The sequence below is a fragment of the Anaerotignum neopropionicum genome (genome assembly GCF_001571775.1).
GTDB lineage: Bacteria > Bacillota > Clostridia > Lachnospirales > Anaerotignaceae > Chakrabartyella > Chakrabartyella neopropionicum.
Window position 1 is genome coordinate 30,972 of the sequence record NZ_LRVM01000002.1, and the last position, 15,020, is coordinate 45,991.

The 15,020-nt window shown below is 41.6% G+C and carries 22 protein-coding genes; 20 read left to right on the forward strand and 2 right to left on the reverse strand.

Features of this window, described 5'->3' with window-relative positions; genetic code table 11:
- Positions 1–247 precede the first annotated feature (247 nt).
- The 20 genes from CLNEO_RS03740 to CLNEO_RS03830 are packed head-to-tail and all read left to right on the forward strand — an operon-like array spanning position 248 to position 11,487.
- Positions 248–796 carry a hypothetical protein gene (locus CLNEO_RS03740; protein WP_066084684.1) on the forward strand — a complete coding sequence of 183 codons (549 nt, stop codon included), beginning with the start codon at positions 248–250 and terminating at the stop codon, positions 794–796.
- A gap of 15 nt (positions 797–811) precedes the next feature.
- Complete coding sequence (locus CLNEO_RS03745) at positions 812–1,678, forward strand: hypothetical protein (RefSeq protein WP_066084687.1); 867 nt, start codon at positions 812–814, stop codon at positions 1,676–1,678.
- Between the two features lie 14 nt (positions 1,679–1,692).
- Positions 1,693–1,914, forward strand: a complete 222-nt coding sequence (locus tag CLNEO_RS03750) for a hypothetical protein (RefSeq protein ID WP_066084690.1) — start codon at positions 1,693–1,695, stop codon at positions 1,912–1,914.
- 17 nt (positions 1,915–1,931) lie between these two features.
- On the forward strand, positions 1,932–2,282 hold the full coding sequence (locus tag CLNEO_RS03755; RefSeq protein WP_066084693.1) for a head-tail connector protein: 351 nt from the start codon (positions 1,932–1,934) through the stop codon (positions 2,280–2,282).
- Positions 2,283–2,285: 3 nt separating this feature from the next.
- Positions 2,286–2,651: a hypothetical protein gene (locus CLNEO_RS03760; RefSeq protein ID WP_066084696.1), complete on the forward strand. Its 366-nt coding sequence runs from the start codon at positions 2,286–2,288 to the stop codon at positions 2,649–2,651.
- Positions 2,648–3,046 (forward strand): minor capsid protein, encoded by a 399-nt coding sequence (locus CLNEO_RS03765; protein ID WP_066084698.1) that lies wholly within the window; start codon positions 2,648–2,650, stop codon positions 3,044–3,046. Before CLNEO_RS03760 ends, CLNEO_RS03765 begins: the two co-directional genes overlap by 4 nt.
- Complete coding sequence (locus CLNEO_RS03770; protein WP_066084702.1) at positions 3,036–3,479, forward strand: hypothetical protein; 444 nt, start codon at positions 3,036–3,038, stop codon at positions 3,477–3,479. Before CLNEO_RS03765 ends, CLNEO_RS03770 begins: the two co-directional genes overlap by 11 nt.
- The gene (locus CLNEO_RS03775; protein WP_066084705.1) at positions 3,476–3,967 is read left to right on the forward strand and encodes a hypothetical protein; all 492 of its coding nucleotides are present in this window, start codon (positions 3,476–3,478) and stop codon (positions 3,965–3,967) included. Before CLNEO_RS03770 ends, CLNEO_RS03775 begins: the two co-directional genes overlap by 4 nt.
- Positions 3,968–3,992: 25 nt before the next feature.
- The gene (locus CLNEO_RS03780; RefSeq protein ID WP_066084707.1) at positions 3,993–4,367 is read left to right on the forward strand and encodes a hypothetical protein; all 375 of its coding nucleotides are present in this window, start codon (positions 3,993–3,995) and stop codon (positions 4,365–4,367) included.
- Positions 4,364–4,960, forward strand: coding sequence for a bacteriophage Gp15 family protein (locus CLNEO_RS03785; RefSeq protein ID WP_066084710.1), 597 nt, complete (start codon positions 4,364–4,366; stop codon positions 4,958–4,960). The genes CLNEO_RS03780 and CLNEO_RS03785 overlap by 4 nt, the downstream gene beginning before the upstream one ends.
- 24 nt (positions 4,961–4,984) lie before the next feature.
- Entirely contained in the window at positions 4,985–6,457 is a 1,473-nt protein-coding gene (locus CLNEO_RS03790; RefSeq protein WP_066084714.1) for a hypothetical protein, read from the forward strand.
- A 2-nt stretch (positions 6,458–6,459) separates the two neighbouring features.
- Positions 6,460–7,161 (forward strand): distal tail protein Dit, encoded by a 702-nt coding sequence (locus tag CLNEO_RS03795; protein ID WP_066084717.1) that lies wholly within the window; start codon positions 6,460–6,462, stop codon positions 7,159–7,161.
- Between the two features lies 1 nt (position 7,162).
- Positions 7,163–8,200: a BppU family phage baseplate upper protein gene (locus tag CLNEO_RS03800; RefSeq protein ID WP_066084722.1), complete on the forward strand. Its 1,038-nt coding sequence runs from the start codon at positions 7,163–7,165 to the stop codon at positions 8,198–8,200.
- Between the two features lie 13 nt (positions 8,201–8,213).
- Positions 8,214–8,525: a hypothetical protein gene (locus CLNEO_RS03805; RefSeq protein ID WP_066084725.1), complete on the forward strand. Its 312-nt coding sequence runs from the start codon at positions 8,214–8,216 to the stop codon at positions 8,523–8,525.
- A 2-nt stretch (positions 8,526–8,527) separates the two neighbouring features.
- Positions 8,528–8,662: an XkdX family protein gene (locus CLNEO_RS15265; RefSeq protein ID WP_083531822.1), complete on the forward strand. Its 135-nt coding sequence runs from the start codon at positions 8,528–8,530 to the stop codon at positions 8,660–8,662.
- Complete coding sequence (locus CLNEO_RS03810) at positions 8,662–9,921, forward strand: phage tail spike protein (RefSeq protein WP_066084728.1); 1,260 nt, start codon at positions 8,662–8,664, stop codon at positions 9,919–9,921. Before CLNEO_RS15265 ends, CLNEO_RS03810 begins: the two co-directional genes overlap by 1 nt.
- A gap of 13 nt (positions 9,922–9,934) precedes the next feature.
- Positions 9,935–10,234: a hypothetical protein gene (locus CLNEO_RS03815; protein WP_066084731.1), complete on the forward strand. Its 300-nt coding sequence runs from the start codon at positions 9,935–9,937 to the stop codon at positions 10,232–10,234.
- A gap of 5 nt (positions 10,235–10,239) precedes the next feature.
- Positions 10,240–10,533, forward strand: coding sequence for a hypothetical protein (locus CLNEO_RS03820; RefSeq protein WP_066084733.1), 294 nt, complete (start codon positions 10,240–10,242; stop codon positions 10,531–10,533).
- On the forward strand, positions 10,517–10,870 hold the full coding sequence (locus CLNEO_RS03825) for a hypothetical protein (RefSeq protein ID WP_066084736.1): 354 nt from the start codon (positions 10,517–10,519) through the stop codon (positions 10,868–10,870). Before CLNEO_RS03820 ends, CLNEO_RS03825 begins: the two co-directional genes overlap by 17 nt.
- Entirely contained in the window at positions 10,867–11,487 is a 621-nt protein-coding gene (locus tag CLNEO_RS03830; RefSeq protein WP_066084739.1) for an NlpC/P60 family protein, read from the forward strand. Before CLNEO_RS03825 ends, CLNEO_RS03830 begins: the two co-directional genes overlap by 4 nt.
- 240 nt (positions 11,488–11,727) lie before the next feature.
- On the opposite strand, the gene CLNEO_RS03835 is transcribed toward CLNEO_RS03830, so the two are convergent.
- On the reverse strand, positions 11,728–13,170 hold the full coding sequence (locus CLNEO_RS03835) for an APC family permease (RefSeq protein WP_066084742.1): 1,443 nt from the start codon (positions 13,168–13,170) through the stop codon (positions 11,728–11,730).
- Between the two features lie 983 nt (positions 13,171–14,153).
- Positions 14,154–15,011: a MerR family transcriptional regulator gene (locus CLNEO_RS03840; protein WP_066085750.1), complete on the reverse strand. Its 858-nt coding sequence runs from the start codon at positions 15,009–15,011 to the stop codon at positions 14,154–14,156.
- Positions 15,012–15,020 lie beyond the last annotated feature (9 nt).

The following is a 15,020-nucleotide window of genomic DNA, read 5'->3' on the forward strand; positions in this document are numbered from 1 at the left end:
TTATGCGGGTTTAGATGGGTCTAGGGACGACGCCCCTTGCAGAGGTTTGGGGATAGAGTCCCCAAGGTCTTGACCTAGGTCTTGCCATTGCCCTTTTCTTGTCTTTGGGCAATAGACGTTAAACAGGCCTTTTTTTGTACCCTTTCCCAGGGATAAAAGGGGTGGCTCAATATCGGGACTGGCCGAATAAAAAGGATAGAGCCTGAATGATTACATATTATTGTAGAAGCGAAAGGAGCACATAATCATGGAATGGTTGAAGGAAATTTTGAATGGATTGGAAAATGCACAGGAATTGGAGAAAAAAATTACCGAGGGTATCGGGAAAAATTTCGTTGCAAGAGCTGATTTTAACGCAATAAACAGTGCCAAAAAAGGATTGGAGGCACAGCTTTTGCAGCTTCAGGAGGACTCTAAACAGGAGGACAGCTTTAAGCAAAGACTGGAGGAATTGGAACGAAAAACTGCCGCTGAAAAAGAAGAAGTTCTTCGCAAGGAAAAGGAAGCCGCGCAAGAGGTTTATTTGAAAAAACGCTTTGATGAGGCTGTTGGTGAAAACAAATGGCGGGATGAGCTGACGGAAAAGTCTGTTTTTGCTGAGTTTCATGCCGCTGTTGCTATGGACGTAAACAAAGGTAAGGAGGATATGGAAATCTTGGCCGAATTGACCAAGGATAAAAACTACTTTTTAAACCCCAATAGACCTATTGAAATGGCAGGTATGGGTCGTGTTAGTCTGACCAAGGTGGAAGAAAACAAAATGAGAGCATTGATGGGATTAACTTTGAAGGATTGAGAGGAGAGAGAAAATATGGGAATTACATTGGCAAAAAACTACACAAACTTGATTGACGAGGTATATAAAAGCGCTTCGGTAACAGCAGACTTAACCAGTGACAGTAATATGATGAAGGCAGGGGGTAACGGTAACGAAATTTTATACCCCCAAATTAGCGTTTCCGGCTTAGGTAACTATGACAGAAACAGCGGCTATACCAACGGTTCTGTTGATGTGGTATGGAAGACAGCTGCATTTAACTATGATAGAGGTACAAAGCTTTCTATTGATACTATGGACGATGCAGAAACCTTCCAGGTAGCTTTCCATATGGCGGGTGCAACCTTGCAGAGGGAAAAGGTCGCACCCGAGGCGGATGCCTTTACCTTTGCAACCTTAGCAGGAACAGAGGGGATTTCTACGGCAACTGCAGCAACCTACGCATCAGCAGAGGTGTTTTTGGAGGCCTTGATGGCGGCAAAAAGCAAGATGGATGAGGACGAAGTGCCTGAGGAGGGCAGAATTTTGTATGCCACCCATGCCCTTTTCAACAGCGTAATGGCATTGGACACTACAAAATCCAAAGAGGTGTTAACCAGCTTTGAAGTCATTCGCAAAGTGCCTCAGAGCCGCTTCTACACAGCCATTGACCTTTTGGACGGCAAAACTGCAGGTGAGGAGCTGGGGCATTACAAAAAGGCAATGGACGGTAAGGACATCAATTTTATGATTGTACATAAGGGTGCGGTGATTAAGTTTGACAAGCACGTTGTAGGCGATGTTATCGATCCTGCGGGGAACCCTGATGCGGATAGCTACATTGTGAAATACCGCAAATATGGCATTGTTGATGTTTACAAAAATAAGGTGGCAGGAATTTACTTGTCCCATAAGGCATAAGGAGGCTTTTAATTATGGCAAAAACAGTAGGTTTGGGTACAAAGCCGGAAAAATTAAATCCGAGTTTTTTGGAAGAAGACAGTAAGAGTTTGCAGACTGAAATGGACAAGCTTCGCAAGGAAAAAAAGAAGGTGCTTGAGGAAAACAAGTCTTTGAGAAATGAAATAGCTTTGTTGAAAAAAGGGGTTGCAGAGAAAAAGCAAGAGGTAGCGGAACAGTCAGAAGATAAGGCGTAAGAAAGGGGGAAACGGCAATGGCTTATGCAACCTATGATTTTTATCAGGAAAGCTTTGGGGGAAATGCCATCTCTCAAGCTGATTTTGACCGCTTTGCAAAACGAGCGTCGGAATATCTTGATTTGGTTACCCATGGGAGGGCGGCTTTCTATTGGGATGATGAGGATTTAGTGAAAAAAGCTTGCTGTGCAGTGGCGGAAGCAATCAAAATCAACGAGGAGGGGGGCGGCGTTGTGGCAGAAAGCGTTGGGAAAATAACCAGAAATTATGCCGCCGGAATTACCAATACGCCCAATGAAGAGGAGCGCCTTTCCATTGCCGTTTGCCGTTATTTATTGCCAACAGGGCTTTTGTATTTGGGGGTGTAGGGCTTGAATTCAAAGGAAGTTTGTACGGTATTCAATAGAATTTACGACCCGATTTTTCGCAAATATATTTTACAACCAACAGTAATCACAGGGGTTTTTTGGCAAGCAGAATTGGGGGCAAGGCTTACGAAAGAGGAGATTTATGAGGCAAATGAGGTGCATATCTTCATACCGTCTTTGGCGGAAGCTACTCGGATTTTTGGTACCAATGAAGAATTTCAGGAAAACCCAACGAAGTATTTTGCGTTGCGCCCTGAGGATAAAATTATGCGGGGAATTTCTTCCGGAAGAAGTCTTACCATTGTATCGGTCAGTACCTTTGACTATGGCAGTAAGGACTTACAGCATTGGGAGGTGGTGGCAAAGTGAGTTTTTCCGTGGATTTGGGCAGTCTGGATGCATTGAAAAAACGCCAAGGCTTAGGCGTGAATGGTAGAATACAGCAATATATTGACCAAGAAGTACTTCGTCGGATGGCGCCTTTTACACCCTTTGATACAGGGGCGTTGCAAAACAATGTGTACGTGAAAAACGGAGAGGTGGTGTATACTGTGGCTTATGCAAGATATTTATACTACGGGAAGGTCATGGTTAGCCCAAGTACTGGCTCTACATGGGCAAAGAGCGGCGAGAAAAAAATGCGAACGCAGAGGTCGTTGCAATTTAAAGGAGCGCCTATGCGAGGGGCATATTGGTTTTTGCGCATGAAGTCCCAATATAGCCAGGAAATTTTAAAGGGGGCAGGGAAGCTAATTGGAAAATAAAAGTATAACACAGGCCATTCGAGAATTTTTTTGTACTTGCCCATTGCTAAAGGATGGGGCCATTCATGTGGACTATCTTGGAATTTGCCCTACAGAATACAGTATTGACGGTATGCCTGCCAAAAAAGAAATAAAGTCTTACATTGACGGGAGTGCTCTTTGTCAGTTTGTATTTACCTTTGGAAGTGTAGAGAGATATGGTTCTGATGTGGATACAAACGTGGAAAATAGCGGATTTTATGAAAATTTTGTGAAATGGTTGAAGGAAAAAAGCCAAAAAAAAGAGCTCCCGTTTTTGGGGATTGGCCGTGAGGCGTTGCGTATAGAGGCGGAGAGCGAAGGCTATGTAATTGACGCAAGAGAAAATACGGCAAGGTATCAGATACAATGCCGATTCATTTATTTTGAGAAAGGGGTAGAAAAAATATCATGAGTGATACAGTAATGAGACATCAAATTGCAGATTATTTAAATACAAGTAGTACCGAAACACCAAGTTTTGCGTTGATGGGTGTGGGGTTTAACACCTTAGACGAAAATCCCAATGCCCAGACGGATGGGAAAACCTATATTCATCAAAAGGCGCAGTCAAGCCAGATTAAAAACTATCAGACACAGTTTCCCTTTGATACGGATTTGATTGCATCGGAGGAAGCGGTTATGGCGCTCTATAGCATCGGGCGAAATCAAAGAACAGGGGCTGATGCTGAGCTGGAATATGTTCGTGTGGAGCTGTTTCAGCCTCATGTGACCTTAGAAAATACCTTTAGCGCAAGAAAATTTAAGGTTGCTGTTGCCGTGACGGGCATTACCGGCGCAGGCGGCGAAGCGGTGAAGGTAACAGGCACCCTCCACGGGGTGGGCGATCCTGTTTATGGTACTTTTAACACAACAACGAAAATTTTTACCGAAACGGCATAATTTTTCAGGGCAAAGGGGGATTGTTATGAGCAGCTTTCTAAGAAGAGAAACCAAACGCGAGGTTCATATTTTGGGGCAAGGATATACAGTGGATTTTGGCAGAGATGCTATTGCTCTTATTTTTAAAAAGGTTCAAGGCGAGTTTGAACAAATTGAGAATAAGGACAGAGGCGATTTAGGGCAGGCGGAATGCTTCCATGAAATGCAAAACGAGGAAAAAACAGTGCTGAAAAGGGCAATCGGAGAGATTCTGGATTGCTCTGAAGGAGTTCATAATATTTTTCAAGGAGAGGATACCATTGTACTGCACAGGGATATTTATACTTATTTGGTGGAGGAATATATTGATGTTATGAGAAAAAAATCCCCCTATGACGTGGAAAGGATTGAAGGTCTATGAACCTCTTGATTGATGCACTGCCCCAAAAGCTGTGGATTGACGAGAAGGAATATCCCATTCGATGGGATTTTCGGGTTGGGATATTGTATGAATTATTAATGCTAGATGAGGATGTGGAAGGGGCTGAGAAGCCCCTTCTTGCATTACGCTTATTCTATCCCGTTATTCCAGAAAATTGGAAAATGGCTTTGGAGGGCATTCAATGGTTTTACCGCTTAGGGGAAGAGGAAAAGAATTTCAAAAAAAATGGAACCCATAAAAAACAGGAGAGGATTTATTCCTTTGAGCAGGATGCTGCCTATATTTACAGTGCTTTTTTGGAGCAATACAGCATGGATTTAACCCAAGAAAAGCAGCTTCACTGGTGGAAATTTCGGGCATTATTTCAAGGATTGGGAAAGGATACTGCATTTTGCAAAATTATGGGTTATCGTTCCATGGAGATTTCTGAGAGCATAGGAAAGGAGCAAAGGGAGTTTTATCGCAGGATGAAAGCGTTATATCGTCTTCCTTCTTCCAAGGGTGAGGAAGAAAAGCTTGCGGCTATTGAAAATGCTCTTTTGTTGGGGGGAGATTTAACGGGGGTATTGTAATTCATATGGAAAGAGGTGAGAAAAATGGCATACAATTACGACGGATATTTGACATTTGGAACAAAAGTAGATGAAACGGGGTTTGAAAAGGGTGTTGTTGATTTAAAAAACTTAGCAAACCTTAGTGCAAAGGCGGTATCGTCCTCCTTCCTTAGTTCGGCAAGCACCCTTTCTTTGTTTGCGGCCTCGGTTAGCAATGGTCTGGAAAAGATTACAGAGCAGGCTTTGCAGCTTGGGGATCTAGCCCAAAACGGTGTGATTCAAAGGGCTTTTGTGATAGAAGAATCCATGAGCAGTCTGGAAAAAACAGTGGCCTCTATTTCTGAGGCATCTCTTCTAAAGGCAAAGATGGGGGCTACTTCCTATAAAGAATTGGGAAGTCTTTACTTAAAGTTCATGAAGGAGGGCATGGCGGAAGCGGCTTCTGGGGCTATTTCAAGCATGGGTTGGCAGGTTGATGCTAACGTGAATGCCTTTGCTGAGGCAAATAAAAAAGCAGCCCCGGCATATAGGAAGGCTGCCAAGGAATTAATGGCGGTTTATAAGGACGCAATCAATAACGGCACAAATGAGGCTTATAAGCTGGTGTCAACAAAAATTGAGAGCATTACCGAGGTGGCGCAGAAGCAATACGATGCTATTATTAAGGAAAGGCAGCGCATGGAAGAAAAGCTTTCAGGCTATGGAAAGTTGTTTTCCTTTGACGCAGATGGTGAGGTACAGCTTGAAAAAATCGACCGCCAAATTGAAGGGTTGGAGAAATATGCCCAAATACTAGATAAGCTTCGGGAAAAAGGAATTTCCCCGGGTTTATTTAATGAAGTTTTGGGGATGGGCGTTGAGGATGGAATGGCTTTCGGGGAGGAACTGCTTTCCAAAAGCGATAAGTTTTTTGAAGAGTATTCAAAGGCATGGGATGAAAAGCAGGATTTGGTAAAGGAAATTGCGGCTAAGTTTTACGAGAAGGAACTGGAGGCCTTGGAAGAGGACTTTACTTCTGAAATGGAAAAAGCTTTGAGCGATATTCCTGCTCTTTGTCAAGGTGTTGGTGTGGATGCCATGGAAGGCGTTGTCAACGGCATGGAAAGTAGGCGAAGTGAGGCCGTTTCAACTGCAAGAAGTATTGCAGATGCCATTATTGCTGAACTAAAGCGTGCTACAGAAACGGCAAGTCCTTCCAAAAGAGCGGCACGGGAGGTAGGCGCACCCATCACCCAAGGTGTGGTAAAGGGGATGAAGGATGCCTATGATCCATCTGAAATGCAAAGATATACAGATTGTATGATGGAGGACATTGGGCAGGCGCAAAATAGAGCTGCACAAAGTGTTTTGCAGAAAAATACCTCGAATATCTGGAGTAGTTCCACCATCAATGGCGGCGACTTTATCTTGAAAATTGAAAAAATAGTAAATGACGGCAGAGGCTCTGTTTCAAGCCTATTGCAAGAGGCCGAATTCTACCGCAAACAAAAAGTATCAGCGACAGGGGGGGCGTAATTATGGAGCCTTTTTTTATTTTTAAAGGTAAAAACAGCAAAGACTATGGAATATTGATTTCCGCTATGCCCGACATTGTGAAGCCCCAACGCAGAGAACAGGAGGTCACTATCCCCGGCAGAAACGGTGTATTGACCATAGATGAAAATACATACGAACCGTATACGCTTTCAATTGAATGCGGCAAGAGGGGGGCGGCAAGGCTTTCAGAGTTAGCGGTGTGGTTGGACGGCAGTGGGGATTTGATAGTATCAACGGAACCGGATAAATTATACAAGGCAAGAATCAGCAATGCAATCGCCATTTCTGATGTGATTTATTTGTACAATTCGTTTCTTGTACAATTCAAGGTATTTCCGTTCAAATATTCTGTGAACGCCGTCATTTCCCATGCTGATGACGTGATATTGACAGCCCCGACCACAATCAACAACAAAGGCACCGTCTACTCCCAACCAACCATAACCGTTTATGGCACAGGCAACATTACATTGACCATAAACGGTACCGGGTACGGTCTGACGGGGGTTGACGGCTACATTACCATCGATAGTGAAATGATGGAAGTCTACAAGGGGACTGCAAACGCAAATAATAAATATTCTGCTATGGATTTTCCGAGGTTTGAGGTCGGACAGAACACAATTAGTTGGACAGGGAACGTGACAAAGGTGGAAATAATCCCAAAATGGAGGTGGTTATAACATGGCACAAGTTTTTAACAAGCTGTATGTTGATGTGCGAACAGAAACAAATGACATTATTACAGCGGTACAAAATGATAGCAACAGCCGTTTTTTAGATGTGTTTTTATTGGACAACGGATTACCCATTGACCTAACGGGGCATGATGTGAGGATTTACGGCGCAAAACACGACGGAACGGAAATATACAACGATGGCACAATTACCGAAGCCGCAAACGGTCGGTGTCAGTTTGAATTGACGGATCAAGCCTTGGCAGTTGCAAACGATTTGACGGTGCAAATTGTAATTTATCATGATAACGTACAGATTTTACAGTCTTTGCCGTTTAAAATTCACGTTGTAAAAAGCCTTATTTCTTCTAGTGCAATCGAAAGCAGTAATGAATACGGTGCATTGGTTGTGCTATACCAGAACCTTTACGAAGCCTATGATTTAATGACAGATATGGTACAAAATATGGGTAAAAAAGGCACGATTGCAACCGAGCGCAACGTTGATACCTTTTGGAAGATGCTAGAATATATGGCTAAATATTTGGATACCGATTTGACCACACTGCTCAACACTGTTTTGTCCGAAGCAAGCGTGCAAGGGGTTATTGACCGCTTAGGCGAAACTACCGATACAGGTGGCACGACAACAGCAGGGACGGTAATGGGGAAACTGAATGGCTTGCTTAGTGTCAAAAAGTACAAAGTTTATAAAAAATTAATAGCAACTATTCCTCCTGGTACCACTCCAAAAATCATTTTATCTGTATCTGGTGCAGGGGAATTTTATGGATTGCAAGGCACGCTTACAGATGTAACAGTTATCGCTGACGGAGTTGAATATTCAAGCTTGTCTGGAGGTTCGAACTATATTTATAAGCCGTCTGTAGCATCGAGCGTGGATGGGCTATTCTACGCGTCTCCCAGCAGTTCCCAAATGCCAAGTTATTCGACTGGAGTTATGCCGTTTAAGGATTCTTTTGTTGTTGTGGTAAGCGGAACTGCAGGCGCAAATGTGGGTATAGCATATGCCCTGTACGAATAGAGGAGGGGGAGTTATGTATTATAAAAAACAAGGAAATGAGCCGCCTGTAATTAAAAGTGGGTGTGCATACACGGAAAGTTATTATTTTGATGGCTATTTGTTTTTGAAATATTCCATCGGTAATACTCCGTCAGAGGAATTGGCAGAAATTACACAGGAGGAATTTGAAGCGAATAAGCCTGTTATTCCAGAACCAGAACCGCAGCCAACGGAGCAAGATATTCTGCAAGCCGAATTGTTATTGAACCAAATGTCGATTCTGGATAATCAAGGGGCGCAAGATGCGGTTATGGCTAAAATTTTACTAGGACAATTGGAGGTGTAAATATGTATGCGATTGTAAAACGGTATTACGATATGGGACTGTATTCTGCTAGTGATGTAGCAAAATTTGTCAAGGCTAGAAGATTAGTAGCCGAAGAATACAAGCTAATTACAGGGTTGGAATACGAGGTGATTTGATGATTACCATACACGAAAAAAATAGCACATCATTTAATAATTTAGGCTTGGGAGCATTACTTCCGAGCCTTTGTAGTGTCACAGAGGAATTAAACGGCATTTATGAGTTGGAAATGGAACACCCTTATGACGAATGGGGGAAGTGGGAGAAGCTTGAAAAGGAGCGGATTATTTATGCATCCACGCCGAGGGGGAAACAGCCGTTTCGGATTTATCATGTTAGGCCTGACATGGACGGAATAACGGTAAACGCTCGTCATATCTTTTATGATTTGCTGGATAACCTTTGCTTGTCCGTCAATGTAACAGGTACGCCCCAAGCCATTTTAAACGCTATTCAAGCGGCTTTTGTATTCACCCAATCATTTACACTATCCACAACAATGAGCGGCACAGGAACGGTCGTAACAAGCAAAGAAAATCCTATTTCTATCCTATTAAATGGTGACGATGATGCAAGCAGTTTTGTCAAGACATTTGGCGGCGAAATCCTACGGGATGGCTTTACCGTAACCATGAAAACCTCCATCGGGCAGGATCGGGGCGTTGCCATTCGATACGGCAAAAACCTTGTGGGTTTGGAAGTCAGCGAAGATATTTCAGACGTCGCCACAAGAATATACGCCTATGGAAAAAATGGCGTGGCAATGTCGGGGTTGTATCGGGATAGCCCATATATCGGCAATTACCAGTATCCCAAGATTTATGTTTTTGAGGACAGCAGTTTGACTGCAGCTCAACTTCCTGCGGCTGTACAGGAACTATTTGACGGTGGATGTGACTTGCCAAAAGTAAATATCAAAGCTGATTTTCAGATGCTTTCTAAAACGGAGGAATACAAAGAATATGCTGTTTTGGAAGAGGTGTGGCTGGGGGACGTGGTGACGGTTTCCAATGTAAAAATAGGATTCCACAAGAAAGCCAAGGTTATCTCATATGAATGGGATTGCTTACTTGAGCGGTACAACAGCGTGGAATTGGGCGATTTTGTACCCGATTTGACATCATCCATTACCAGCGGAGAAAAAAGCCTTGCGACGGCTACAAGTGCGAGTACCGAGGTAAAACAGGTGTTCAATATAATCAACGGAAAGGCCACAATCAACACCGACGGTCTTTATATCTGCGTGGATGGTACTTCCACAGCAAATGCAACGAAGGTATTTCATTTTGGAAGTAACGGATTAAGGTATAGCAGCACCGGGGTAAACGGTACCTATACAAGCATAATTGATGCAAATGGAAATTTGGCGACGTAAGGGGGTGAGGGCAATGAATCAGGATGAAATTTCGGAGAAATTGGTGGAGGTAGATGCACGAAGCAAGAGTAACAAGCATAGACTGGACAAGGTGGAGGAACGTCAGGACAACCTTGAACAGCTTGCAAATGCTTTTTCTGTGATGCAAAAAGAACAAGAGTATATCAAGGAGGATGTAGGCGAGATCAAAGCGGACGTAAAAATACTTGCACAAAAGCCTGCTAAGCGGTGGGAAAGCATGGTGGAGCGGGGAATTACTGTTGTTGTGGGGGCAGTGGTTGGGTATTTGCTTAGCGGGGGGCGGTTGTTATAAGAAGAATGAGAAAAACATTCTCCAAAAAAGCAGTAAAGTGGATATTTATCACTGCTTTGGTTGATTTGCAGCTTTCTTACCTTCTTGCGTTTTTGGGACGGGAGCAGATAGCCGAAACACTGTCTATTACCGTTGTCACTGAGATTATTACGGTAATGCTAGGATATTTTATGAAGTCGTTTAAAGAAACGAGGGAGGAAGAAAGAGTTCGCTTAATTGAAGAAAAACGGGAAAGGGAAGAAAAGGAGACATTTGTTGAGGATATGAGAAAGGGGAATAACAATGATGTGGCTGATTGAAAATTGGTTTATCTTGGTGGTAGGTATTGCGGCTATAGTGATAGGAGTTTCCGTTGCATATGATTTTTCCAAGCTGCCAACACAAAAACAGGTTGAAATGATTAAGGAATGGCTGTTGTATGCCTGTATCCAAGCGGAAAAGGAGCTAGGGAGCGGCACGGGGCAATTAAAATTAAGGTATGTATGGGATTTATTTATTGCGAGATTCCCGTATTTCACCAAGGCTGTATCTTTTGAATTGTTTTCGGGATGGGTGGATGCTGCATTGATTGAAATGAGGATGTTATTGACACAGAACAAAGCAATTCAAGAGGTCGTAAAGGGGGAAGCAGTATGACGGGACAGGAATTAGTGGATTTTGCTCGTTCTAAGTTGGGAACACCTTATGTTTATGGCATGAAAGGGGCAATCATGACCCAGGCGAACTTTAACTATCTACAGAGATTGTACGGAAAAAAGCTTGTTTGGGATAGTGATGAAAAAAAGGTTGGTAGCGTTTGTGTGGATTGTTCGGGATTGATTTCATGGGCAACGGGAAAAATATTTAGTTCTTCTCAGTTATTTGAGTATGCAATTCACAAAGAGCCTATTAATACCATAAAAAATGCCCCCGTTGGTGCTTTGGTTTGGATGCGAGGGCATGTAGGCATTTTTGCAGGTATGAAAGAAAATGTTCCTTACTATATTGGGGCAGATGGTTCGGCTTACGGTGTACGAGAGGTACCCTTAAGCAAAAACAATTTTACCCATTGGCTTTTGATGGATTATATTTTGTACAAGATGGAGGATGATGAAATGGTTGAAAAGGGGAAAATTATAATAGATGGAAAAGAATTTCAGGCTGATATGATTCGCAAGGATGGTGTGACATATATCAAGACAAGGGATATTGCTGAGTTGCTGGGGTTAAAGGTTGGCAATAAAGGGAGCGTTCCCACTTTGGATAAAAAATAACAAAGCCGCAAAAGGGAAAAGCCTGTGGGGAAACCCGAGTTCGTTTAGCTAAAATCGGGTTTTTCTGCGTCATTGAAGAATGCCCAAAGGTATGGTAATTAACGTTTTTTGCAGTGAATTTTATGGCTTAATACAAAGAAGTCCGCACTTGGCGGACTTCTTTGACCGGCAGAACGCTAAGAGGGAAGGCTGCGTTCAAAGAGTGATTAGATATATATCTTGTGTTTTCAAGATAAAAGCTTAGATTTTTCTGTCCTCTTTCATTTTCGTGTATAAAATTTCTGATACAGGAATGCCTTTCCATCTACCATAAATATAATGCTTTTTGATAGAAAAGTAGAAAATAATTCCCAATACAGTCCAAACACCTAGAATAATGAAAGAAGGTATGGACAAGAAACCGGGCATACCAGGGATGAAAGTAATAATCAAGAAGATTGATGCAACTGCAATACCTAAGATGCTAATCCACATTTGTCCTTTATCGCCATCTCTTTTTGCAATCTTTGCTGCAGATGCACAGGTATATGTAAAGCCCATGGCTGCGCCAACGCAAGTCATGTCAACAATCCATGCTAATACTTGACGACCAAACCAAGGTGCAATCAAGGCCAAAAGCATCATAAAAAGAATACTGTTTTTTGGTGTGCCTTGTGGAGTCAAATGTGCAAATTTTTTAGGTAATGCATCAGCGTAAGACATGGAGTACAGCAGACGGCTGGATGCAATATAGAAACCGTTCATACCAGAAATGACTGCACAAAGCATTGCAATACCGATAAAGAAAACACCGATATAACCGATTGCTTTTAAAACCATTTCGCCAGTTGCCCAGTCAGGGTTTGCAGCCAACATAGGCGCCCAAGGATTTACAACTGATGTAATAAATACAACGGCTGAGTAAATAATGCCGCCAACCAAAATTGCACCAACCATTAAGCCCAATGCTGCCTTATGGGAAAAGCTATATTCTTCGGCAGCCTGAGGAATACAGTCAAAGCCTACGAAACAATAAGGAGCAAAGGCCAGCACTGCCAGAATGGAGGAAAATTTTGGCTGCCCTTCCAAGAAGAAAGGCTTTAAGTTGTTAAAATCAGGTTTTGTCAATAATACACCGACCAAAGCAAACAGTACCGCAGCAAACAATGAAATTGCTACTAAAGTCTGGAACCAACCAGCACTCTTGACACCCCGCATATTTACAATACCTAAACCAATAATAAATGCATAAGCCAATGCGATTTCTCCAAGATATACATCCCAACCTGCAATGGTATATAAATAACCAACCTGCAAAGGGGACCCTGGCAGAATATAACGTGAAATCATAGCCAATGCGGTAGAGTTCAAAGGAATCAGCGACCAATATGCCAAAACAATGAACCATCCGCAGATGAAAGCGTGTTTTTTTCCAAAAGCAGCGTCGGCGTAAACAAATTCTCCGCCGGAAAGAGGAAATTTTCGAATCATGTAACCATAGCTGAAACAAATAATACACATAATAATTGCGCCAAGCATTAATCCTAAAATAGAACCAAGCGGTCCTGCTTTTGGCAAGAAGGATGTTCCCGGCATAACGAAGCAGCCCCATCCTATAATTGCGCCTAAAGCCAATGACCAAATATCAATTTTGCGTAAGTCCTTTTTAAAAGCGCCTTCTTGTTGCTGTTTATTTCCAGACATAAGCATAACCTCCTTTGATGTTATCCTTTCAAACCTTTCATAAAAACAGTTTAAAAATTGCCATTACAAATAATTGCTTAGGGTGACATGTGATAAGTACTATGTGATTTTGCCACAACAATGACCTGCCAGATCCTCAGGATTTTTGTTTAACGAAGCCAAAGGAATTCAGCTTGGTGTCAAAAAAGCCAATGCAGGCCTGGTTTTATAGAATTTCACAATAATGTATCCGCGGATATACAATTATTTTTCAAAACGACAAAATAATGAATAAAAAAATAATTCAAATCTCATCTTTTTTAGTGATATACTATAAGTCAATTTAAATATAGTGCATCTATCTAAGGTATAGTCAACAATTATTTTTTTCAATATTTTTTTGTTTTATGTTGTAGAAGGAAAAAAGTATCCATTTAGAGGATTGTTTTAAAATCTTCAAATAATAATTTAGTTGCACTAAATTTCATTTAGCATTTGAAAAAAAATTGTCGGAATTAAACAGAGAAAAATGTGAATAACATTTTTTTCGGTTTTTTTTCTAAAAACAAGCTTTTTAAATTGGTAAAAAAAAATCTCCCATAAGTTTAATACTAACTATTAAAATTTATTGAATTACTTGTAAAATTATAGGGGTGCTTCACAAAATTCATTTCAAAGGGGAAATGAAACAAGTTTTTTTAGGCTTGAAAAGAGCAGAAGAGAATGTTTTCCAAATGTAATTTTAGACTTAAGATTTGTCTAGGAAACCATTTTAAAAATGCTGCGAAAGAAGTAAGCTGTAAATAAATTGTAAATGTCCAATTTTATAAAGAGGGGCGCTGGAATTTTTGCTGGCTTTGTAAAAGTTATGGTTCACTTGTCTGTAAAAAAACTTATTTAAATTAGCCTTGATCTAATTGGCTTGCTTATATGTATGGATTTTGTATAATAAAAAAGGCCAGAGAGAGAAGCCCTCTGGTCTTTTTTAGCACCCAAAATGTAAATTAGAATATGGGTATAATAATTTTTGTAATGTGATTTTCTTCGTTATTAATATCTACCGGAGAAATAATGTATTCTTCCGAAATTGGGCCAACTGTCTTATAACCTTGCTGATTCAGCCATTTTATTGCTTTGATATGGGTTTGTATAATTTCGTCATTACGCCCGATGTGCAGGGCAGTTACGGCCTTAAAGCCGCCAAACTGCTTAAACTCCGGCAAATCCTCTCGGGTTTCATCAATTGGAATACAAATTTCCAAATCACAATCTGTTTTGAAAAATTGCTCCAAAGGGTTGTTGTGGTAAGTTAAAATAACGGAGCCAACCATACGCAAATTATGCTGCGATACCATTTCAAATAATTCAAACCACCGATCCACTGAAACGTCACTATTTTTGTAATTCTTTTTAACGCGTCTTGTAAACAATACGTTGCGCGCGGGAATTTCCTCGACGCGAATCCCCTCTGTTGACCAGTTGGATTGCCCTGTTTCAAGAATATTATATCCCTTTTCCAGTCGGTCAAGCAAAAGCTGCCCCTCCGCATACTGGTTGTTCAGAGATTCTATAATACTGCTGATTTCAAGCAATCTTTCTTTGATACAGGATCCCATAGCCGTTGCGTTTTTCTGACAAACGATTTGTTTGATATCCTTCAGGGGGATACCTAAATGCCGTAGCTTGCGGATAATGAATAAGGTTAAAATCTGATCCTGAGCATAGTATCGATAATTGCTGTCGGATTTTCGATACTCCGGCACCAAAAGGCCAATCTTGTCATAGTAGCGTAGCGTTTTAATGGGAACATTACAGAGAATAGAGACTTTTCCGATCGAATAATAGTTGTTTCCATCGGACATAAAATCGCC